18 protein-coding genes and 1 pseudogene are annotated in these 20,529 nt (G+C 69.2%); 5 read left to right on the top strand and 14 right to left on the bottom strand.

Going from position 1 to position 20,529, the window contains the following annotated elements:
- Window positions 1-126 precede the first annotated feature (126 nt).
- On the bottom strand, window positions 127-1,008 hold the full coding sequence (locus AAG565_RS05870) for a crotonase/enoyl-CoA hydratase family protein (protein ID WP_348818623.1): 882 nt from the start codon (window positions 1,006-1,008) through the stop codon (window positions 127-129).
- A 116-nt stretch (window positions 1,009-1,124) separates the two neighbouring features.
- On the opposite strand from AAG565_RS05870, the gene AAG565_RS05865 reads away from it, so the two are divergent.
- The 4 genes and pseudogenes from AAG565_RS05865 (at window position 1,125) to AAG565_RS05850 (ending at window position 6,581) form a co-directional block, all read left to right on the top strand.
- Window positions 1,125-3,500 carry a DUF6351 family protein gene (locus AAG565_RS05865; RefSeq protein ID WP_348818622.1) on the top strand — a complete coding sequence of 792 codons (2,376 nt, stop codon included), beginning with the start codon at window positions 1,125-1,127 and terminating at the stop codon, window positions 3,498-3,500.
- A 13-nt stretch (window positions 3,501-3,513) separates the two neighbouring features.
- Window positions 3,514-4,294 (top strand): annotated as a pseudogene (locus AAG565_RS05860) (dienelactone hydrolase family protein).
- 58 nt (window positions 4,295-4,352) lie between these two features.
- Window positions 4,353-5,453 (top strand): NADH:flavin oxidoreductase/NADH oxidase, encoded by a 1,101-nt coding sequence (locus AAG565_RS05855; protein ID WP_348818621.1) that lies wholly within the window; start codon window positions 4,353-4,355, stop codon window positions 5,451-5,453.
- Window positions 5,454-5,462: 9 nt separating this feature from the next.
- On the top strand, window positions 5,463-6,581 hold the full coding sequence (locus AAG565_RS05850; RefSeq protein ID WP_348818620.1) for an AI-2E family transporter: 1,119 nt from the start codon (window positions 5,463-5,465) through the stop codon (window positions 6,579-6,581).
- On the opposite strand, the gene AAG565_RS05845 is transcribed toward AAG565_RS05850, so the two are convergent.
- From AAG565_RS05845 to AAG565_RS05785, 13 genes are all read right to left on the bottom strand, one after another.
- Window positions 6,532-7,374 carry a formate/nitrite transporter family protein gene (locus tag AAG565_RS05845; protein ID WP_348818619.1) on the bottom strand — a complete coding sequence of 281 codons (843 nt, stop codon included), beginning with the start codon at window positions 7,372-7,374 and terminating at the stop codon, window positions 6,532-6,534. The genes AAG565_RS05850 and AAG565_RS05845 overlap by 50 nt on opposite strands.
- 5 nt (window positions 7,375-7,379) lie before the next feature.
- Window positions 7,380-7,757 carry an MAPEG family protein gene (locus tag AAG565_RS05840; protein WP_348818618.1) on the bottom strand — a complete coding sequence of 126 codons (378 nt, stop codon included), beginning with the start codon at window positions 7,755-7,757 and terminating at the stop codon, window positions 7,380-7,382.
- A 63-nt stretch (window positions 7,758-7,820) separates the two neighbouring features.
- Complete coding sequence (locus tag AAG565_RS05835) at window positions 7,821-8,696, bottom strand: hypothetical protein (protein WP_348818617.1); 876 nt, start codon at window positions 8,694-8,696, stop codon at window positions 7,821-7,823.
- Between the two features lie 15 nt (window positions 8,697-8,711).
- Window positions 8,712-9,632: a hypothetical protein gene (locus AAG565_RS05830; protein WP_348818616.1), complete on the bottom strand. Its 921-nt coding sequence runs from the start codon at window positions 9,630-9,632 to the stop codon at window positions 8,712-8,714.
- 80 nt (window positions 9,633-9,712) lie between these two features.
- A complete protein-coding gene (locus AAG565_RS05825) occupies window positions 9,713-10,120 on the bottom strand; it encodes a DUF2946 family protein (protein ID WP_348818615.1) in 408 nt (135 codons plus the stop codon).
- 24 nt (window positions 10,121-10,144) lie between these two features.
- A complete protein-coding gene (locus AAG565_RS05820; RefSeq protein ID WP_348818614.1) occupies window positions 10,145-12,127 on the bottom strand; it encodes an alkaline phosphatase D family protein in 1,983 nt (660 codons plus the stop codon).
- A gap of 29 nt (window positions 12,128-12,156) precedes the next feature.
- The gene (locus AAG565_RS05815) at window positions 12,157-13,794 is read right to left on the bottom strand and encodes an alkaline phosphatase D family protein (protein WP_348818613.1); all 1,638 of its coding nucleotides are present in this window, start codon (window positions 13,792-13,794) and stop codon (window positions 12,157-12,159) included.
- Window positions 13,795-13,815: 21 nt separating this feature from the next.
- On the bottom strand, window positions 13,816-15,138 hold the full coding sequence (locus AAG565_RS05810) for an alkaline phosphatase PhoX (RefSeq protein WP_348818612.1): 1,323 nt from the start codon (window positions 15,136-15,138) through the stop codon (window positions 13,816-13,818).
- A gap of 94 nt (window positions 15,139-15,232) precedes the next feature.
- Window positions 15,233-15,724, bottom strand: coding sequence for an Mpo1-like protein (locus AAG565_RS05805; protein ID WP_348818611.1), 492 nt, complete (start codon window positions 15,722-15,724; stop codon window positions 15,233-15,235).
- A gap of 87 nt (window positions 15,725-15,811) precedes the next feature.
- Window positions 15,812-16,531, bottom strand: a complete 720-nt coding sequence (locus AAG565_RS05800; protein WP_348818610.1) for a Crp/Fnr family transcriptional regulator — start codon at window positions 16,529-16,531, stop codon at window positions 15,812-15,814.
- Between the two features lie 10 nt (window positions 16,532-16,541).
- Entirely contained in the window at window positions 16,542-17,594 is a 1,053-nt protein-coding gene (locus AAG565_RS05795; RefSeq protein ID WP_348818695.1) for an aldehyde reductase, read from the bottom strand.
- Between the two features lie 33 nt (window positions 17,595-17,627).
- A complete protein-coding gene (locus tag AAG565_RS05790) occupies window positions 17,628-17,945 on the bottom strand; it encodes a CcdB family protein (protein ID WP_348818609.1) in 318 nt (105 codons plus the stop codon).
- Window positions 17,945-18,190, bottom strand: a complete 246-nt coding sequence (locus AAG565_RS05785) for a type II toxin-antitoxin system CcdA family antitoxin (protein WP_348818608.1) — start codon at window positions 18,188-18,190, stop codon at window positions 17,945-17,947. Before AAG565_RS05785 ends, AAG565_RS05790 begins: the two co-directional genes overlap by 1 nt.
- A 138-nt stretch (window positions 18,191-18,328) precedes the next feature.
- Between AAG565_RS05785 and AAG565_RS05780 the strand changes: the two genes are divergently transcribed.
- Window positions 18,329-20,482: a PQQ-dependent dehydrogenase, methanol/ethanol family gene (locus AAG565_RS05780; RefSeq protein ID WP_348818607.1), complete on the top strand. Its 2,154-nt coding sequence runs from the start codon at window positions 18,329-18,331 to the stop codon at window positions 20,480-20,482.
- The last annotated feature ends 47 nt before the right edge of the window (window positions 20,483-20,529 follow it).

Below are 20,529 nucleotides of genomic sequence, written 5' to 3'. Positions count from 1 at the left end.
TATATGCAAAGAGTTTTATATGCAACGATAGGAGCACCATGGCAGGTCCACGTCACCCATGGGCGGTCCGTGAGGACCCGTCAGCCCGCTTTCGCGGGCATGACGGTTGCAGGCCGCGGCCGGCGCCTACTTCGCCCAGTCCGCGTAGAACGGCGGCAGGTCGTCCGGCACCTTCGCGGTGAACGCCGGCGCGCGCTTTTCGAGGAAGGACTGCACGCCTTCCTTGCCGTCCTTGAGGCTGGTGTAGAACACCGCCAGCGAATCGACCTTGTGCGCCTCCAGCGGGTGCGGCTGCGCAGCGTTTCGGTACAGCATCTGGCGGGTGAGCGCGACCGCCACCGGCGAGCGGTTGTCCACGAACCTGTGCGCGATCCGGTACGCCTCCGGCAACAGCTGCTCCGGCGGCACCACCGCCTTGACCAGCCCGCCGCGGCGCGCTTCCTCGGGTTCGAGGATGTCGGCGCCGTAGCACCATTCGAGCGCCTGCGAAATACCGACGATCCGCGGCAGGAACCAGCTCGAACAGGCTTCCGGCACGATGCCGATCTTGCCGAACACGAAGCCGATCCGCGCCTTCTCCGATGCAATGCGCACGTCCATCGCCAGCGTCATCGTCGCGCCGATGCCCACCGCTGCGCCGTTGATCGCGGCGATCACCGGCTTGGTGCAGTTGAAGATCGCCAGCGTCACACGGCCGCCGGTGTCGCGCACGCCGCTGCGGATCGCCGCATCGTCGAGGCGCTCGTTCATGTCGCGCAGCGTCGGCCGCTGCGACTCGTCGAGGCCGAAGACGTTGCCTGGCCGGGTCAGGTCCATGCCGGCGCAGAACGCGCGCCCGGCGCCTGTGACGACGATCGCGCGCACGGACGCGTCGCTGCTCGCGCGCCGGAACGCGGCTTCGAGCTCGTCGGCCATCTCGACCGTGAACGCGTTGAGCTGCTCCGGGCGGTTGAGCGTGAGCGTGAGGATGCCGTCGGCGACGGCCCAGTCGAGGGTGTGGTAGGTCATGGCGCGCGCAAAGGTCTCGTGTGCGTGATGGGTGCCGGATTCTATTGCCTTGCATCGGCGCAGGTGCGGGCCAACAATCGCGTCACGCCGGCGTCGCGCCGGCACGGAGGAGTGAGATGAGGATGCAAACGGCCTGCAGGGCCACGATCGTTGTGCTGGCGCTGGGCCTGGCCGCCTGTGGTTCGCGTTCCAGCCTGCCGTCGGCGAGTCCGACCCCGGGCGCCACGGCCACGCCGACGCCGACGGCGACGCCGACCGGAACGGCCACGCCGAGCCCGTCACCCTCGCCGACGCCGACCGCAACACCGACGCCCACGCCGACCACCACGCCGCCGCCGGGCGCGGCGGTGGAGATCAAGGTGCTGTCGAACCGCGCCGACCTGATCAGCGGCGACGACGCGCTGGTGGAACTGGTGTTCCCGGCGGACGCCAGCCTGGCGACGACGACCGTGACCCTCAACGGCCAGCCGATCACCTCGGCGTTTGCGCTGCGGCCGAACGGCCGCGTGATGGGCCTCGTGACCGGCATGATCACCGGCACCAACGTCATCACCGTGAACACGATCGGTCGCTCCTCGACGGCGACCCTCGTCAATCATCCCAACGGTGGGCCGGTGTTCTCGGGACCGCAGGTCCAGCCGTGGACGTGCCAGACCGGCGCGGTCGATGCGCAGTGCAACCAGCCGGCCGAGTACACGTTCCTGTACAAGTCCACCGATCCGACGGTCACCGAGCTGCAGCCCTACGATCCGCAGAATACGCCGTCCGATCTGGCGATGACGACGACCGACGACGGCAAGACGCTGCCCTTCATCGTGCGCCAGGAGCGCGGCTACCAGGCGCGCGACGAGTACAAGATCCTGATGCTGTACCGGCCGGATCAGCCGTGGGCGCCGTGGGCACCGCAGGACCAGTGGAACCACAAGCTGCTGGTCACGCACGGCGGCAGCTGCGGCACCGACCACGGAGCCGGCAGCGCGCCGCTGGAAGACTATTCCGGCACGATTCCGCCCAACCCGCTGCTGGAACAGAGCTATGTCACCGCGCTCGGCCGCGGCTTTGCGGTAATGTCCACTGCGCTCGACAATCTCGGCCACAACTGCAACCTGGTCACCGCGGCCGAATCGCTGATGATGGCCAAGGAGCGCCTGATCGAGCAGTACGGCGAGCTGCGCTACACCATCGGCACCGGCTGCTCCGGCGGTTCGATCACGCAGCAGCACGTCGCCAATGCCTATCCCGGCATCTACCAGGGCCTGCTGACGATGTGCGCCTACCCGGACGCGCTCAGCACCGGCGCGCAGTTCGCCGACCTGCACCTGCTGCGCCTGTACTTCGAGTTCCCGAATCGATGGGCGCCGGGCGTGGTGTGGACCGAGCAGCAGTGGGCGGACGTCGAAGGGCATATCTCGCACGCCAACGCGGTCGCCGCCGACGAGGGCTTCTTCAAGGCCGCGACCGATCCGACCAACGACTGCGGTGTACCCGCTGATCAGCGTTACCACCCGCAGAACAATCCGGGCGGCGTGCGCTGCGGTCTGATGGACTACATGATCAACGTGCTCGGTCCGCGTCCACCGGAAGTGTGGGGGGCGCAGGAGCAGGCGCTCGGCCGCGGCTTCGGCGGCTTCTTCGCCGACAACAAGGGCATCCCCTACGGCTTCAACGCACTGATGAGCGGCCGCATCACGCCGGCGCAGTACGTCGATCTCAACGTCAAGATCGGTGGCCTGGACATCGACTTCAAGCCCACGGCCGAGCGCCTGGTCGCCGACCAGCCGGCGCTGCCCAACGCCTACCGCAGCGGCGGCGTCAACGTCACCAACAACCTGAATCGCGTCGCCATCATCAACTTCACCGGCCCCGATCCGGGCATCGCCCACGACGTCGTGCACGCCTGGTGGACGCGCTGGCGGCTCGAACGCGAGCACGGCAACCACGACAACCACGTGATGTGGGGTGGCCCGGTGCCGCTGATCGGCGACACCCAGTACGTGTACCAGGGCCTGACGGCGATGGATCAGTGGCTCGCCGCGGTCGAGGCGGACACGCGCGACGTGCCGCTGGCGCAGAAGATCGTCGAGAAGAAGCCGGCGAGCATCCACGACCAGTGCAGCAACGGCGCCGGTGTCGTGCTGCTCAACCAGGTCTGTCCCGAGCTGATCCAGTTCCGCTTCGAGACGCCGCGCGTCGTCGCCGGCGACCTCAAGGAAGCCGACACGATGAAGTGCGCGCTCAAGCCGTTCAGCCGCACCGACTACGGCGTGCTGCAGGCACTGTTCACCGAGAGCCAGTGGACGCAGCTCGAAACCCTGTTCGCCGACGGCGTCTGCGATTACAGCCAGCCGCCGGTCGATTTCCAGGGCACGATCCCGTGGCTGACCTACCAGAACGCGCAGGGCGAAGTGATCTACGGCGGCACGCCGCTGCCGGCGGTGCCGGAGAACTCCGGCACGGGCTGGTTCAGTCCGGCGTTCTCCGGCACGTGGTGACACTGCCCTGCGGATGAGCGTCCCGGGCTTCGACTGCGCGCCACTCTCGCTGCTCGGCCAGACGCGCGACGTCCATCGGCGCGGCAGCGGGCCGGCGGTGATCGTGCTGTCGGAGATTCCGGGCATCACACCCGAGGTCGCGCGCTTTGCGCACTACGTCGCCGACGCCGGGTTCACCTGCTACCTGCCGCAGCTGTTCGGCACGCCGATGAAGCCGCTGACGCTGGCCTATGCCGGGCAGGTGACGGCCCGCGCCTGCATCAGCCGGGAGTTCGGCCGCCAACCGGTCGAGTCCGATCGTCGAATGGCTGCGCGCGCTGGCGCGGTATGCGCATGCGGAGTGCGGCGGTCCCGGCGTCGGCGTCGTCGGCATGTGCCTCACCGGCAACTTCGGCCTGGCGATGATGCTCGACGCGCCGGTGATCGCGCCGGTGCTGTCGCAGCCCTCGCTGCCGGGCGGCTTCACCGCCGCGCAGCGCGCGGGACTGCATGCCTCGCCCGAGGAGATCGCGGCGGCGAAGGACAAGATCGAGCACGAGCGCGCACGCATCCTCGGCCTGCGCTTCAAGGGTGACCCGATGTGTCGCGCCGAGCGCTTCGAGCACCTGCGCCACACCTTTGGTGATGCTTTCGAGGCGATCGAACTCGATGACCGCCATGCCAAGCGAGGCACGCCGCTGCCACCGCACAGCGTGCTGACCACGCACCTGATCGACCGCGACGGCGAACCGACGCGCGCGGCACTCGATCGCACGCTGACATTCCTGACCGAACAGCTCAAGCCCGCAGTTTGACACCGATGGTGCGGAATCCCGCACACTGCCGCACCTGTCGAATGCTCGGGATGCCGCCGTGAGTCTTCTGTTTTCGCCACTCCAGCTCGGCGCGCTGGAGTTGGCCAACCGCATCGTCATCGCGCCGATGTGTCAGTACTCGGCTGAGGACGGCTGTGCGACGGACTGGCACACGATCCACCTCGGCCATCTGGCCTTGTCCGGCGCCGGCCTGCTGATCATCGAGGCCACGGCGGTCGAGGCGCGCGGGCGCATCTCCTGGGCGGACCTGGGACTGTGGAACGACGCCAACGAGGCGGCGCTGGCGCAGGTGCTGGAATCGGTGCGGCGTTACAGCGCGATGCCGATCGGTATCCAACTGGCGCATGCGGGTCGCAAGGCCTCGACCGCGCGGCCGTGGGATGGTGGCGGCGTGATCGCACCGGACGACCCGAAGGGCTGGCAGACCCTGTCGGCATCGGCACTGCCGTTCAGCGACGGTGATCCGCCGCCGCAGGCGGCGACGGTCGAGGATATCGACGACGTCGTGCAGGCGTTCGTCGATGCCGCGCTGCGCGCGGAGCGCGTCGGGCTGGACGTCATCGAGATCCACGCGGCGCATGGTTATCTGCTGCATCAGTTCCTGTCGCCGCTGTCGAACCGGCGCGACGACGACTACGGCGGCAGCCTGGAGAACCGCATGCGCCTGACGCTGCGCGTGTTCGACGCGGTGCGCGCTGCGGTCCCTGCATCGCTTCCGGTTGGCATCCGCATCTCGGCGACGGACTGGGTCGAAGGCGGCTGGGATCTCGATCAAAGCCTCGTGCTGGCCCAGGCGCTCGACCGGCGCGGCTGTGCCTACATCCACGTGTCCAGCGCCGGCCTGAGTCCGCGGCAGAAAATCGCCGTCGCGCCCGGCTTCCAGGTGCCGTTCGCCGAGGCGATCAAGCGCGCGGTGCACATGCCGGTGATCGCGGTCGGTCTGATCACCGAGCCGCAGCAGGCCGAGCGGATCCTCGCCGAAGGACGCGCCGACGCCGTCGCGCTGGCGCGCGGCATACTCTACGACCCGCGCTGGCCCTGGCATGCCGCCGCGGCGCTGGGCGCGAGTGCCGTGGCGCCGCCGCAGTATCTGCGCGCCGAGCCGCACGCGCACAAGGGCCTGCTGCGTGCGGGTTAGGCTGCGGCGATGAGTGCGACTGACCCCGAACCGCGCGGCCTGCCGGCTGCCGGTGACGAGATCGCGGCGGCGGCAGCGTCGCGTCCGACCAGCGATCGCGTCCTGCAGTGGGTGCTGATCGGCCTGCTCGTCACCGGCTGCTGGCTGGTGCTCAAGCCGTTCTTCACCGCGATCATGTTCTGCGCGGTCGTCGGCATCTCGACCTGGCCGGCGTATGAGTGGCTGCTGCGCAGGCTGGGCGGTCGTATCGAACTGGCCAGCGTGCTGGCGAGCGTGGCGGTCCTGCTGCTCGCGGTGACACCGCTGGTGCTGCTGTTCAGCTCGCTGGTGGACGGCTTGCGCATCGCCGCCGACCTGCTGGAGCCCTGGCTGACCGACGTGCCGGCGACCCCGCCGGCCTGGCTCGATTCGATTCCGCTGGTCGGTTCCGGACTGTCACACTGGTGGCACGACGCGACGGCCCGCGGCACCAGTGCCGGCGAAATCCTGCGCGATCTCGCCGGTCCGGCGCGCAGCATCGCGCTGGCCGGCGGCCGCCAGGCCGGCAATGCGCTGATGCAGGTGGGCCTGATCGTGATCCTGCTCTACTTCGTGTACCGCCACGGACCGGTGTTCGCCGGCCAGATCGTGCGCGCGGCCGAGCGCACGGGCGGCGAGTTCGCGCGCGAGATGCTGGCGACGGCGCGTCGCTCGATCGTCGGGGTGATGTTCGGCGTCGTCGGCGCCGGCCTCGCGCAGGCGATGGTCGCCTCGCTCGGCTTCTGGATCGCCGGTCTGCCGAATCCCTTCCTGCTCGGTGCATTGACCTTCGCACTGTCGCTGGTGCCGCTGGGGCCGCCGATCCTGTGGGGCGGCGCCGCGGTGTGGCTGTTCCACGGCGGCGAACCGGGACGTGCTCTGTTCATGCTGCTGTACGGCTTCTTCGGCATCAGCTCGGTCGATAATCTGGTCAAGCCGCTGATCATCAGCCACGCCAACCGCATGGCCTTCGCGCTGACGCTGATGGGCGTGATCGGCGGCCTGATCGCGTTCGGCGTGATGGGCGTCTTTCTCGGGCCGGCGCTGCTGGCGCTGGCGATCAGCCTGACCCGCCACTGGCTCGATTACGGGGCGGCCGCCGGTAGATGATGTGATAGACCAGCGCGACCAGCAGCGCGCCGCCGACCAGGTTGCCGGCGATCACCGCTCCCAGGTTGTGCAGCAGGCCCCATCCGTCGAGCCGGTCGATGCCGGGAATCGGCGCGGCGACCGCATCCTTGAGCAGCATCGCCAGCGGGATCAGGTACATGTTGGCGATGCTGTGTTCGAAGCCGGCGGCGACGAAGGCCGAGATCGGGAACACGATCGCCACCGCCTTGTCGATCACGCTGCGGCCGGCCATCGCCATCCACACGGCCATGCAGACGAGCATGTTGCACAGGATGCCGTTGAAGAACAGCTGGCCGGCCGGCGCGGCGCACTTGGCTGCGGCGATGCGCACGACCGTCTCGGCGACGCGGCCGCCGTTCATCGCGGGGTGATGCGAGAGCCACACCAGCAGCGCCAGCCCGGCGGCGCCGACGAAGTTGGCGAGGCAGACGACGACCCAGTTGCGCAGCACTTCGTGGGTGGCGATGCGCCCGTCGGCCCAGGCCATCACCAGCAGGTTGTTGCCGGTGAACAGCTCGGCGCCGGCGACCACGACCAGCAGCAGGCCCAGCGAGAACACCACGCCGCCGAGCACGCGGCTCGCCGCGAAACCCAGCGTCGGATCGCTGACGACGAGCACGTAGTAGAGCGCGCCCAGGCCGATGAACGCACCGGCGAGGACGCCGAGCATGAGCATCTTCAGCAGCGGCATGCGCGCCTTGGCGACGCCGACGTGCTGCACGCGCTCGGCGATCTCGGCCGGGGCGAAGGCGTCGAAGCCGTAGATCGCCATCGCGCTCAGGCCATCAGCCGCGCGGCGATGACCAGGCAGCCGACCAGTTCGAACAGGTAGGTCACCCCGGCGGAGAACTGGCGGAAGCGGAACACGCCGGCGAGCATGCCGTAGGCGTGCAGCAGGCGCGCGGCGAGAAAGCCGACCACCAGCACCGCGAGCAGCGATGCCGGCGCCAGCATCTGCGCGAGTGCGAGCACGATCAGCCCGAACGGCAGTGCGTGTTCCAGATGATTCAGGTGCGCGCGGATCGCTTTCTTCATCTCGACGTTGTCGCCGTCGCCGTTGCCGATGCGCAGTTTCATGCGCAGCCGCGACACGTTCAGCGCCAGCAGCGTCAGCAGCAGCATGCTGGCCGCGACATAGCCGTGGAAGTAGGTCATGTGTGCCCCCGGTCGTGCGATGGCCGCCAGACTAGCGCATCCATCGCACGACCGGGGTGGGGCTCAATCCGATTCGGCGATCTCGACCGACAGGCTGGCGATGATGTTGTCCAGCACCCGCGCCTTCAGCTCGGCGTTGTCCTGCAACCCCGCCTTGAAGTCGTCACGGGCGGTCCTGCAGGCGGCGGCGTCGTACGTGGCGGTATCGGCCGTGTTGCAGGGCGGGTTGTTGATAATGGGTGCGTAACCGTCGAGCGCCGAGAATGCATCGTCGTCGGCACCGCGGTCCATCCAGCGGTCGTAGTGGACCACGACCGCCAGCCCCAGGTGACGCCGATCGGGACCGAGGGTCACCGCTTCCGGCAGGTCGAGCACGACGCTCTGCGCCGACTCGGCCAGCTTCAGGGTGAAGCAATAGTGTTTCGCCGTGTCGGCGGGGCTGTCGTAGTAGTCGCACTGGGTCAGGTAAACGGCGTGGCCACGCATGTCGACTTCCCCCTCGCCGGGCGCGGCGGTGACCGGCACGAGTGCGATCCTGAGCCCGCAGTAGGTGCCCGGCGCGGCGCCGACTTCGCCCAGATCGACATAGGTGTCGTCCGGCTGGCTGACGTCGAGAATGCCGCCCGGCGCGTGCTCGTCCGCGCCGTGTGCCCAAGCGCCGGACAGGATCGAGCCGAGGACCTCGCCTGCGACGCGGGCGAGGCCGCAGCCGACCAGTGCGACGGGTTCGAGCTTCAGCAGGCCCGTTTCCAGCTGGAACTGCCGGTGGTCGGGTGTGCGCGTGAACTGCTTGGTCGTGCCTTCGCCGACGTCGATCGTGTCGCTGCGCGACTTCAGGTTCTTCGCGCCGACCTGGGCGTGGATGCCCGCGATGCTCTGATTGTCCGCGCAGGCCTGCACGGCCAGCGCGGTCAGAGCGACGGCAATGATCTTTTTCATGTCGTGATTCCGGATTCAGTTCGTGGAAAAGTCGTAGGCGATGCCGACGCGGAGGTCGCCGCGCTCGTCCTGATCGCCATGCAGATTGCGGATGACGGGCAGTTGTCCTGAAACGTGGACGAGCCAGTCGGTGGCCGGTGCCCAGACCAGGCCCGGCGCGACGAACATGGCCGTGCCGCCGCTGTCGTCGTCGCGCACGCCGCCGAAGCGGTTGTAGTCCGCGATCCGGCCTTCGAGGCCGAGCTGCAGACTCCAGCGCGGGGTCAGCGCGTACTGGCCGGTGACGGTGCCCAGCACCGCGGTGCCCTGCTCCAGTCCCTGGTAACCGGTGTCGAGCGGCTCCAGCACGGACAGGCTGGCGTAGAGCATGCGCGGGAAGCGGAAATAGCCGTACCAGAGGCCGGCGCTCGCCGCCCAGGCGCCGGTGCCGGGCTGCGCGTCGATGTCGATGGGCTCGCCCGCGTCATTCTTTTGCTCCGACGCGGTCGGCAGGCGCAGGCCCGCCTGCACGCCCCAGAGATGGCGCGCCGTCATCTGGCCGCTGCGGCCGAGCGTGTACTTCGCGGTGAGCTCGGCGTCGCCCAGGCCGGAGGCCTCTTCGCGCGCCAGCGTGCGGTTCGATGCGGACTTGCTGGACAGCGGCACGCGCAGCGCCAGGCTGAAGTTCTCGCTGAAGGCATAGGACGCGCCGAACACGGTGCGGTCCTCCTGCAGATGCTGGCGTTCCAGGCCCGTGCCCTGGTGTTCCGAACGGTTGCTGTAGTCGAGTGCGAAACGCAGGCGCCCTGCGTAGGACTTCTCGACGCCCATCAAGGTGAGGGTCGGATCGCCGCACTGGCAGCTGGCGCAGGCCAGCGCCGCCGCCGGCCAGGCGGACGCGATCCAGATCGCGGCGAACGCCATCGGCGCCCGCCCGCGGGTGGTGAAGGTGTGCATGTTGTCTCCCGAAGCCGCGCGCGGCGGCCAGATCGATGAAGGAGCCGCGCAGCTTGTGCGCGGTCCGGTGCGGTGATCGATCAGGCGACGGCAGGAGGTCCGCGTGACGGCGGCAGCCGCAGGTGCGGCGCGGATGCGGGAACGGGGGCGATCGGGATTGGCGCGGCCGCATCGGTGCCGGCGGCCGCCACCGCGACCGCGACACTGGCGAGCGGTGCGCCGCCGTGTACGGTCAGGCACAGCGTGCAGTCGGCCGCGGACTGCGGCGCCCGATCCTGCTGCAGCTTGCGCAGGACCTCGTGCGGCGTGACGCGGCGCATCTCGCGCAGCAGCGCCGGATTGATGTTGCCGCAGATCGCATACAGCAGCGGATCGCCGCGCTGCCGTGCCCAGGCCTGCGCGTGCAGCGTCGGCAGCAGCAGCTGGCCGAGGATGGCCAGGCCGCCGAGCAGCGCGACGAGGGGACGATGGCGGCGGGCGGGCTTCACGCCGCGATTATGCCCGAGCCGGCTTCAGCCCGGCGTCAGTGCGCCTTCCGGCGCCGGCTCGGCGGTGCGTGTGCCGGACGTCGGCGCGACCGGCATGCCATGCGCGACGACATCGTCGAGCTGATCGGGGAAGCGTGGCGGAATCGCGCCGCTGTCCAGCTCGGCCCAGGCGATCATCTGCCGGCCGAGCACGTCCGGCGCGTCCGGTGTGAGCTTGTCCTGCCACCAGTACTCGAACACGGCGCGGTCAGCCGTCAGGTGCACGATGCCGTAGCCGTGATCGACCCACTCGATGAACTGCACGTTCTTGTTGCCGTCGATCAGCGCGTACTCGATCGCGCGCGCGCCGACGATGGTCGGCGCCGAGCCGACCGGCAGGCCGGCGCTGTTGGCGACCAGTTCGTCGGCGCCGCCGCGGCCCATCGAGGTCGGCGCGAACTCGACGCCGACCGAGGCCGCGCGCGTGCTGACCGGGCCGGCTGCGCCGGTCGTGGCGCGGCCGTAGCCGGCGGGGAAGTTCGCCGCGGTCGAGCCGGGGCGCGGATTGGGCACCGGCAGGCCGGGCACGTAGGTGCCCAGCAGCGCGTTGTCCTCGACCAGGTCGGAACCGAAATTGCCGTGCGCGTCGCCGGACACGACGATCGTGTTGCGCACGCGCGTCGATGCCGGGTTGTCGCCGCGCAGGTAGCCGAACAGCGCCGCGCGTTCCTCGGTGTAGTCGGCCCAGCGCGAGATGCCGAGCTTGGGCGTAGGCACGCCATCGACGAGGTCCGGAATGTCCGCCGGCGCGATCCAGGTCTGGTTGTTGATCAGCTTCCAGCGCACGCCGGCCTGCTGGGACTGCAGCAGCGACTGCGTCAGCCACTCGAACTGCGCACGGCCCATCAGGCTGTTGCCGGACGGCAGGTGCGAAGCGTCCATGCTCAGGCCGTGGCCGGGCAGGCCGATCTGCGTATCGACGCCGAACACGTCGAGCATCGGACCGTAGGGCAGGCGCCGCCACAGCAGCGTCGTGTCCTGCGGCTCCGGGTACGAGCCGTCCTCGACGAGGATGAAGTTGCCCGAGCCGTCGGCCCTGACCGGCCGCGACGGCGTCCATTCCCAGAACGCGCGCGTGGTGTCGGCGAGTGGCGTCCGCGCCGGTTGATCGTCGAAGGGCGTGTCGAGTTCGTTGCCGTAGTCCTCGTCGATGTCGTGGTTGTCCCAGACGATGAACCACGGGTGCTGCTGGTGCGCGCGCAGGTTGTTGGGATCGCTGCGCCACAGCGCGTAGCGGCGGCGCAGTTCGGCGAGATTGCGCCAGTCGCGGTAGTCGGGGTGCGCGGTGTCCTGGATGCCGTTGCGGCCGCGCACGCCCTCGTCCTCATCGACGAAGTCGTAGATGTAGTCGCCGCAGTGGATGACCAGGTCCAGATCGTTGCGCTTCGCCAGATGACCGAGGCCGCTCCACCAGCTCGACCAGTAGCTGGAGCAGGACAGGACGGCGACGCGGATCGATTCGACGGCGCTATCCGGCGCTGTGCGCGTGCGGCCGGTGATCGACGTGCCGCCTAGCGCGCCGAAGCGGTAGTAGTAGGTCGTGCCCGGCGAAAGGCCGGTGACATCGACCTTCACCGTCCAGTCGCGGCCGGCGTTCGTGGGCTGCGTGCCGGACCGGATGACGTTGCTCATCGCCGGATCGGTGGCGACGGACCACTGCACCGGAATCTCGGTTGCGCTGGGCGTGACCTCGGTGATGCGCGTCCAGATGATCACGCGGTCCTTGAGCGGATCGCCGCTGGCGACGCCGTGCGCGAACGGCAGCGGCGTGATCGTCGGGAAGTCGAAGCCCAGTGGCGGCGTCGCGGTCGGCGTCGGACCGGGGGAAGCCGTCGGTCCCGGCGTCGGCGTGACGCCCGGGCTCGGCGTCGGGCCCGGTGCATCGCGCGAGCCGCCGCCGCAGGCGGTCAGCGCGGCCGTGCCGGCGGCCGCAGTCAGCCCGCGCAGGAAGTCGCGGCGTGTGGTCATCGCTGTATCCGGTCCGAAGTGTCCGCCGATTATGGCGCCAGCGGCGCCGGGTCGGGTTTCGGTGCCGAAGCGGTGCCGACCGCGGCGAACTCCAGATGATTCTCGCCGGACAGCGCCTGGTAGGCGGTGGCGAAACTCTCGGTGGCACCGGGTTCGGTGAAGGTCGAGACGTACCAGTACTCGCCCTGCGCGCGGTTGGCGTCGAAGTCGAGCAGGAGATAGCCCTTGCGGTCCCAGTCCGTGTAGCGGATGTGCGGATTGGTCAGCAGCATCGCCTGCTGGCCTTCCGGGATGTCGATCGCGAACGGTGAGGTGATCGAGGTGGCGACGAACTCGACGCCGACGCTGCCGGCACCGGTCAGCGGATTGTAGGCGAGCGGATTGGCCGGGTCCGGTGTGAGGTCCGCGCACCACGACGAGTGCACGTCGCCGCTGAGCACGACGAGGTTGTCGATGCCGCGATCGGCGAGGTGCGCGAACAGCTCGGCACGCTCGGCCTGGTAGCCGTCCCAGGCGTCGCCGTTGAGCTGTTGGCCGCCGCCCAGCGCCAGCGGTGCGCCCGCGAGGTTCCACTGGTGCATGACCACCTGCTGGCCGACGATCTTCCACTGCGCCGTCGAGGCGGCGAGGCCGTCCTTGAGCCACTGCATCTGTTCGGGGCCGAGCATGCGTCGATCGGCTTGCTTGCCGGTGGCCGACACCGGGATGCCGTCCGGCTCGTCGCGGTCGTAGAGCCGCGTGTCGAGCATGAACAGGTCGGCGAGGTTGCCGTAGGAGAAGCGGCGCCAGATCCGGCCGACGTTGCCGGCCTGCGGGTAGCGGATCGGCATCCACTCGTCGTATGCCTGCTGGCCACGAGCCTTGCGATCGACCCAGCGGCCTTCGGCGCCCTCGGTGTGATTGTTGGCGCCGTCGCGCCAGGAATTGTCGGCGGTCTCGTGGTCGTCCCAGATGGTGATGAACGGGAACTGGCGGTGCAGTTCCATCAGGTCCGGGTCCTGCTTGTAGTACGCATGGCGCGCGCGGTAGTCGGCGAGCGTGACCATCTCGTGGTCCGGCTGGTACGGACGCACGTCGCCGTACTCGCCGGTGCCGTACTCGTACACGTAGTCGCCCAGGTGCAGGATCGCGTCGAGGTCGGCGCGCTGGGCGAGCAGGCGGTAGGCGTTGAAGTAGCCGTGCGCGTAGGACGAGCAGGACACCACGCCGAAACGCAGGCGATCGACGGTGCCGGATGGCGCGGTGCGTGTGCGGCCGATCGGCGACAGATGGCCGAGCGCTTCGAAGCGGTAGTAGTAGGTCGTTCCCGCGGTCAGGCCGCCGAAGTCGAGCTTCACGGTCCAGTCGCGTGCTGCGCTGGTCGTGAAGTCCATCGCGCCCTGCAGCTGGGTCAGCGCCGGATCGAGATACATCTTCACGCGGCCGTTCGCTGCGGAGGTCTGCGCCGGCACGGTCAGGCGCGTCCACAGGATCACGCGGTCGGCGAGCGGATCGCCGCTGGCGACGCCGTGCCGGAACGGCGACTCCGGTGCGATCGTGCCGCCGCCCGGCTCGCTGCTGCTGCAGGCGGCGAGCGTGACGACGGCGGCCGAGGCCGAGGCGTGCTTGAGAAAGTCGCGGCGGGACAGGCCGCGGCGGCGCTGGCGGGGTGTGCGGGAAATGCCCATCGGTACGGATCCGTCGAAGGTTCAGGGGCAGGCGTTCGGACAGGCCGAGAACGGCAGCGTCACCTCGAAGGTGATGCCGAGGCCGGGCAGGCCGTTGCGGCCATTGCGTTGCGAACTGAAGTACAGGCGGGAGCCGTCCGGCGAGAACGCCGGGCCGGTGATCTCCGACTGCTGGCTGTGGTCCACGAGCTGCAGCAGCGGCAGCACGCGGCGGTCCGGCAGGATCACGCAGATCTGCATGTCGCCGCCATCCTCGGCGACCAGCACGTCACCGAACTCGCTGACGGTGAGATTGTCCACGCCGCTGAGCACCGGGTTCTCCGCGGTGGCGAAATCGTAGATCACCTCGATCGTCTCGCGGCCGATATCGTGGCACCAGATGCGGTTGTCGCCCTTGGTCGAAAAGTAGATCAGGCCTTCGTGGTGCCAGATGCCCTCGCCGCCGCGGAAGCGCGAACCCGGCGCCTCGGCGCCGAGCGCGCTGCGCACGCCGGCCTGCGCCTGGTCGGGCTGGACCACGTCCTCCCAGATCACGGCGTGCATGCCGTTCACGTTCAGGCCGGCGTCGTCGAGCGTCGCCCCGCGCGCACCTTCGGCGAAGCGCAGCACCTGCAGCCGGCCTTCCTGCAGCGCCGGACGCTCCGCGCCGGCCGGCCAGTCGGCGGCGCTGGGCACGAAGCGGTAGAAGCGGCCGTCGCCGGCGTCCTCGGTCAGGTACAGCGTGCGGTCGGCCGGATCGACGGCCAGTGCCTCGTGCGCGAACCGGCCCAGCGCCGGCTTCGACGTGCCTTCGCTCTTCTCGAACGGGTTGCATTCCCAGACCAGGCCGCCGTCGCGTTCCTCGCCCGACAGCCAGGTGCGCCATGGCGTGGCGCCGCCGCCGCAGTTGGAACTGCTGCCGGTCAGGATCGGGTAGGCCGACTGCAGCGTGCCATCCGCTGCGAACTTGAGTGCACCGACGCCGCCGCTGACCAGGCCGGATGCGGGCACCTCGGAGTTCGAGACGTAGATCCAGCCGCCGTCCGGCGTCGCGTAGGTCGCGCCGGCGTCGGGGAAGGTGTGCCAGAGATACGTGCTGCCGGGCAGCGGCGGCACGCCGGACACGGCGACCACGCGCGAGCGGAAGCCGGCCGGCAGGCGCAGGCCGTTCGCGTCCGCGTCGGTCAGTGCACCGATGTCGGCGAAGCGCGAGCGGACCGCGCTTCCGCCCGAACCGCCGCTGCCGGAACCGGCGCAGGCCGGCAGCAGGGCCGCGGCACCGGCCGCAGCGGCCGAGCCGAAGGTGTAACGGATGAAATCGCGGCGCGACAGCGCGCGCCGCGCGGCGAGGATGAGCTTGGACATGGCTTCCTTGAACGGCCTCTGCGGGGCCGATCCACTGCTGGGGACAGCGGATCAGCCTACGCAGCGGCCGTGAAAGCCTCGTGACAGCCCCGCGTCAGGCGCGGGCGCGGAGCGTCCCGGTGGTGACGAGCCGCACCAGCTTCTCCTGCACGTACAGCGGACCGACCAGCAGGAAGACGAGATCGTCGAAGAACGAGGGCTTGGCGCCTTCGAGCTTGTGGCCGTAGAGCTGCGCGACCCAGGCGACCAGCCACAGCGCGATGCACAGGCCCACGACGGGGGCGTGCGCGGCCTGCAGGGCGAGGATGCCCAGTACGCTGAGGATCATCCAGCCGAGGCCCGTCAGCAGGCTGCGCAGGCCCAGGCGCGCGTAGAACGCGGTGATCGGCAGCGCTGCCAGCGTCGCCAGGTTGAACCAGCCCTGCGAATCGAAGCCACCCGGCATGATCCAGTCCATCGGCACGCTCCACAGCACGCCGGTGCTGGTGAAGAAGATCAGCGGCACGCAGATCAGGTGGATGATCTGGTTGGTGCCCTGGCGGTGGCTGGCGGCGTACTCCTGCATGAACTGTTCGCGGTTGCGCATCGATGCTCTCCTCGGAAGATGTTGACGACGGCGCCATTGTCGGCCGCTGCCGCTGGCCTGTCTGTCAACTCGCCGACACTGGGGCGGTCACAGCCCCTGCGCGTCCATCAGCGCCGCGCCGCCGCGCGCGCGGACATGGCGGCGCAGCGCGCCGGCGTCCGTGAGCGTGATGCGGCCGCGGTGCAGGCGCAACCAGTGCTGCGCCTGGAAGCCGCGCAGTTCCTTGTTCACGCTCTGCCGCGTCAGTCCGAGCATGCGCGCCAGATCCTCCTGCGGCAGCGACAGGTCGATCAGCATGCCGTCGGCGGCCGGCCTGCCGTAGGCCTCGGCCAGATCGAGCAGGCGCAGGCCGACGCGCACCGACACCGGCAGCATCGTGCTTTCGATGTGGGTCAGCGCGAGGCGCAGCTTGTGGCACAGCACGCGCGCGAAGTCGCGATACCAGCGCGGGTTCTGTTCGAGCGCGGCGTGCAGTTTGGCGGCCGGCACGACCAGAACCTCGGTTTCGCCGACGGCGATCGCGTCGGTCGGCCGCGGTAGCTCGTCGAACAGCGACACTTCGCCGAACCAGGTGCCGGGCCGGTACAGGCCGATGAGGCCCTCGTGCCCGTCCGGCGTCAGGCCGACGAGGCGGATCAGCCCGGAGACGACACCGATCAGCTCCGATCCGCGCTCGCCGCGTGCGTACAGCATCTGGCCGTCGCCGAGCCGCCGGCGCTGGCCGAGCGCGGTCAGCGCCGCGGTCAGCTCGGGGCTGGCGATGTCGCGCCAGCTCTCGCTCCACAGCGCCTTGCGGCCAGCCGGCATGGTCGCGGCTTCAGCGGCGGCGCAGGATGCCGTCGTCGAGCACCTGCTGGAAGTGATCGACCAGCGTCTGTTCGAGCGGCCTGTAGCTCATGCCCAGCTCGCGCCGGCTCTTGGCGTTGTCGAAGCCGATGCGATAGCCGACGTTGAGCGTCACGAACTTGCGTGTCAGCCCGGCCATCGGTGCGACCAGCCAGACCAGGGCCTTGGGCGCTGTGAACAGCGGGAACTTGAAACCGCTGCCGAACTTCTTGCGCAGGACGCGGCCCATCTCCAGCGCATTGGTGTTCGCCGCGTTGGTGATGTAGCGGCCCTTGGCGGCCGGCGTGAAGCCGGCCTTGATGTGTGCCTGCGCGACGTCGCGCACATCGACCACGCCCATCCACAGGTCCGGCGCGCCAGGGAACATCGTGCCGTTGGCGAGCTGCTTGATGAACACCAGGCTGGTCGATGCGCTGGCCTTGGTCAGCGACGGGCCGAGCACCAGGCCCGGGTTGATCGTCACCAGATCCCAGCGGTCCTGCTTCTCCTGCATCGCCCAGGCTTCCTTCTCGGCGACGACCTTCGAATACGGATACGGCTGGTGATCGACCGTGCTGGTGGTGTTCCAGTGCTCCTCGGTGAAGGTGTGCTTCGGGACGTTCTGGCCGTCGATGCTGTCGCCGTAGATCGCCACGACGCTGCTGGTCAGCACGACGCGCTTGACGCTCGTGCAGCGGTTGCAGCTTTCGAGCACGTTGCGCGTGCCTTCGAGTGCCGGCCGCACCAGCTGCTCGTAGTTGTCCTTCAGGCCGCTGATGACGAACGGCGAGGCGGTGTGCATGACCAGCTCGCAACCCTGCATCGCCGCGTCGTAGGCGCCGGCGTCGAGCAGATCCGCCTTGAACAGCTTGAGCTTGCCCGGATGCGATTCAGACAACTCGTGCAGGTGCTCGAGCCCGGACTTCTTCTGCGGGTCGCGCACCGTGCCGTGCACGGTGTAGCCGGCTTCGAGCAGATCCCTCACCAGCCAGCTGGCGACGTAACCGCTGGCGCCGGTGACGAGCACCGGTGCGGCGGGATTGATGGTGGTCATGTGTTTCTCCCCGGAGTGGTGTGGTCAGATGCCGGTGATCAGCAGGTCGAGGGCTGCCAGGATCTCGTCGCGGTGCTCGCCGAGGTCTGCCACCTCGGTGCCCAACTGCTTCTTCGAAATGCCGGCGAGCTGCGGTGTCAGCATCGCATAGGACTTGCCTTCGATTTCGAGCGCCGGCATGAGCGTCCTGATCAGCTTGTCGCGCATGGACGCCGCGAGGCACAGCGGTACGACCACCCGCGTTTCGAGATCGGTGACCAGATCGCTCTGGACGTCCAGCAGCAATGGAAATCGGGTCTTGCTGGCCGGATTGGGATTCCGATACACGCGGAACTGCGGCATCAGAAGCCTCGTAGTTCGTCGCTGAAGACGCCATGTTTCTCGACATGGCTGTTGTAGGCATCGATGGCTTCCCGGTTGTCGGCCAGCCATTGCTCGCGGCGCTTGCTTCGCAACGCGTCCGCCAGCGCGCGCTCCAGCGTCGCGGAGAGGTTGATCTCCAGTGCGCGGGCCTTGCCGAGCAGGTCCGCGTTGATGCTGAGATTGGTCGCGCGTTTCGGCGCCTGCGGATCGAAGAGTCGGGACATGTTCGGGCCATCGGTTGGTATGCGCATATCTTATGCGCATCGATCGCGTGTGCCAAAGCGCGTGGCCACGCTACTGCGTTCGGCCGATGGGCGTCGCCCGGCGCTCCGCGACAATGGCGCCACACCATGGGGGAGACCATGAACCATCGCTTCAAGCAGGCGGTACGGGCAGCCGCGGTCCTGTGTCTGGCGCAGACCGCGCACGCGCAGACCGTCATCGACAACGCCGCACTCAACGACGAGGCCGATGGCACCAACTGGGCGGCCTGGGGCCGCACGTTCAGCGAGCAGCGCTACAGCCCGCTCGACCAGATCAACACGCAGACGGTGTCGCGCCTGGGCCTGGCCTGGTCGCTGGAGTTCGACGACGTCTGGAACGTGTCGAGCCAACCGCTCGCGGTCGATGGCGTGATCTACACGGCGGTCGGCTACAGCCGCATCTATGCGATCGACGCGCGCAGCGGCCGCGTGCTGTGGCGCTACGATCCCAAGGTCGAGTCGCGCAAGATGCGCATGGCCTGGGGCAGCCGCGGGCTCGCGTACTGGAACGGCAAGGTCTATGCCGGCGTGCAGGACGGCCGCCTGTTCGCGCTCGACGCGAAGACCGGCGCACTGGTGTGGGAGACGCTGACCACCGAGCCCGGCGACAACCGCTACATCACCGGCGCGCCGCGCGTCTGGGGCGGACGCGATGGCCGCGGCCGCGTCATCATCGGCCACGGCGGCGCCGACTTCGGCCGCGTGCGCGGCTATGTCACCACCTACGACGCCGAGACCGGCGAGCAGCTGTGGCGCTGGTGGGTCGTGCCGGGCAACCCGGCCGACGGCTTCGAGAACGCGGCGATGGAGGCGGCGGCGAAGACCTGGAGCGGCGAGTGGTGGAAGTTCGGCGGCGGCGGCACGGTCTGGAACGCGATGACCTACGACCCCGAGTTCAACCGCATCTACCTGGGCACCGGCAACGGCTCGCCGTGGAACGCACAGCTGCGCAATCCCGGTGGCGGTGACAGCCTCTACCTGTGCTCGGTGGTCGCGCTCGACGCCGACACCGGCGAATACGTCTGGCATTACCAGACCACGCCCAACGAGTCCTGGGACTTCAACTCGACGATGGACATGGTCACGGCGACCATCGAGCTGGACGGCAGGCCGCGCAAGCTGCTGCTGCACGCGCCGAAAAACGGTTTCTTCTACGTGCTGGACCGCGAGACCGGCCAGCTCGTCTCCGCCGAGAAGATCGGCAAGGTGACCTGGGCCGAGAAGATCGACCTCGCGACCGGCCGCCCGGTCGAGGTGCGCGGCGCGCGCTACGAGCACGGCCCGGCGCTGACCTGGCCCGGTTCCGGCGGCACGCACAACTGGCATCCGATGGCCTACAGTCCGGACACCGGGCTGGTTTACATCCCGGCGCGCGAGATGGCCGGCTACTACGACGGCGAGGGGCGCAGTCCGAAGACCTGGACGATGAGCGTGGACGACCCGATGGGTCTGCGCGGCTTCTTCGACGACATTCCCAAGAACGCCGGCTCGACCTCGCTGCTGGCCTGGAACCCGGTGACGCAGAAGGCGGCCTGGCGCAATCCGACGCCGGGTGCGACCAACGGCGGCGTGATCGTCACGCGCGGCGGGCTGGTGTTCCAGGGGCGCGCGGACGGCCAGTTCGTCGCCACCGACGCGCGCAGCGGCGCGGAACTGTGGCGCTACGCGATGGGCGTCGGCACGCAGGCGCCGCCGCTGACCTACAGCGTCGATGGCCGGCAGTACGTGTCGGTGCTGGCCGGCTGGGGTGGCGCACCGGCCCTGCTCGGCTCGCTGTCCGCGCAGCACGGCTGGGTCGGCCGCCAGTATCCGCGGCGCCTGCTGAGCTTCGTGCTCGATGGCGACGCCAAGCTGCCGGCCTCGCCGCCGCCGGTCGAGAAGGTCGTGCCGGTCGATGATCCTGCCTTCGTCGTCGATGCGGCGCTCGCCGAGAAGGGCAAGCACCTGTACAAGGCCTGCGTGATCTGCCACGGCACGGCCGCGGTCGCCGGCGGCTACGCGCCGGACCTGCGTGCCTCGCCAGTGCCGCTGTCGGCCGCGGGCTTCAAGGCGATCGTGCAGAACGGCGCGCTGGAGCCGCGCGGCATGCCGAAGTTCGATGACCTCGGCGACGCCGACCTCGAAGCGCTGCGCCACTACATCCGCGAACGCGCGCGCTACGAGCCCTCGGCCTGGGAGCAGATCAAGTCGATCTGGAACTTCGTCGTGCTGATGCTCAGGATGGAGCTGCTCAAGCACGGCTGGCTGGACTGAAACGGACACGACGGCCTGCGCGCCGGAGCAAGGACGCATCGGCGCGC

It is taken from the genome of Fontimonas sp. SYSU GA230001 (assembly GCF_040066175.1).
Lineage (GTDB): Bacteria > Pseudomonadota > Gammaproteobacteria > Nevskiales > Nevskiaceae > Solimonas.
This window is presented reverse-complemented; position numbering and strand designations above follow the sequence as displayed.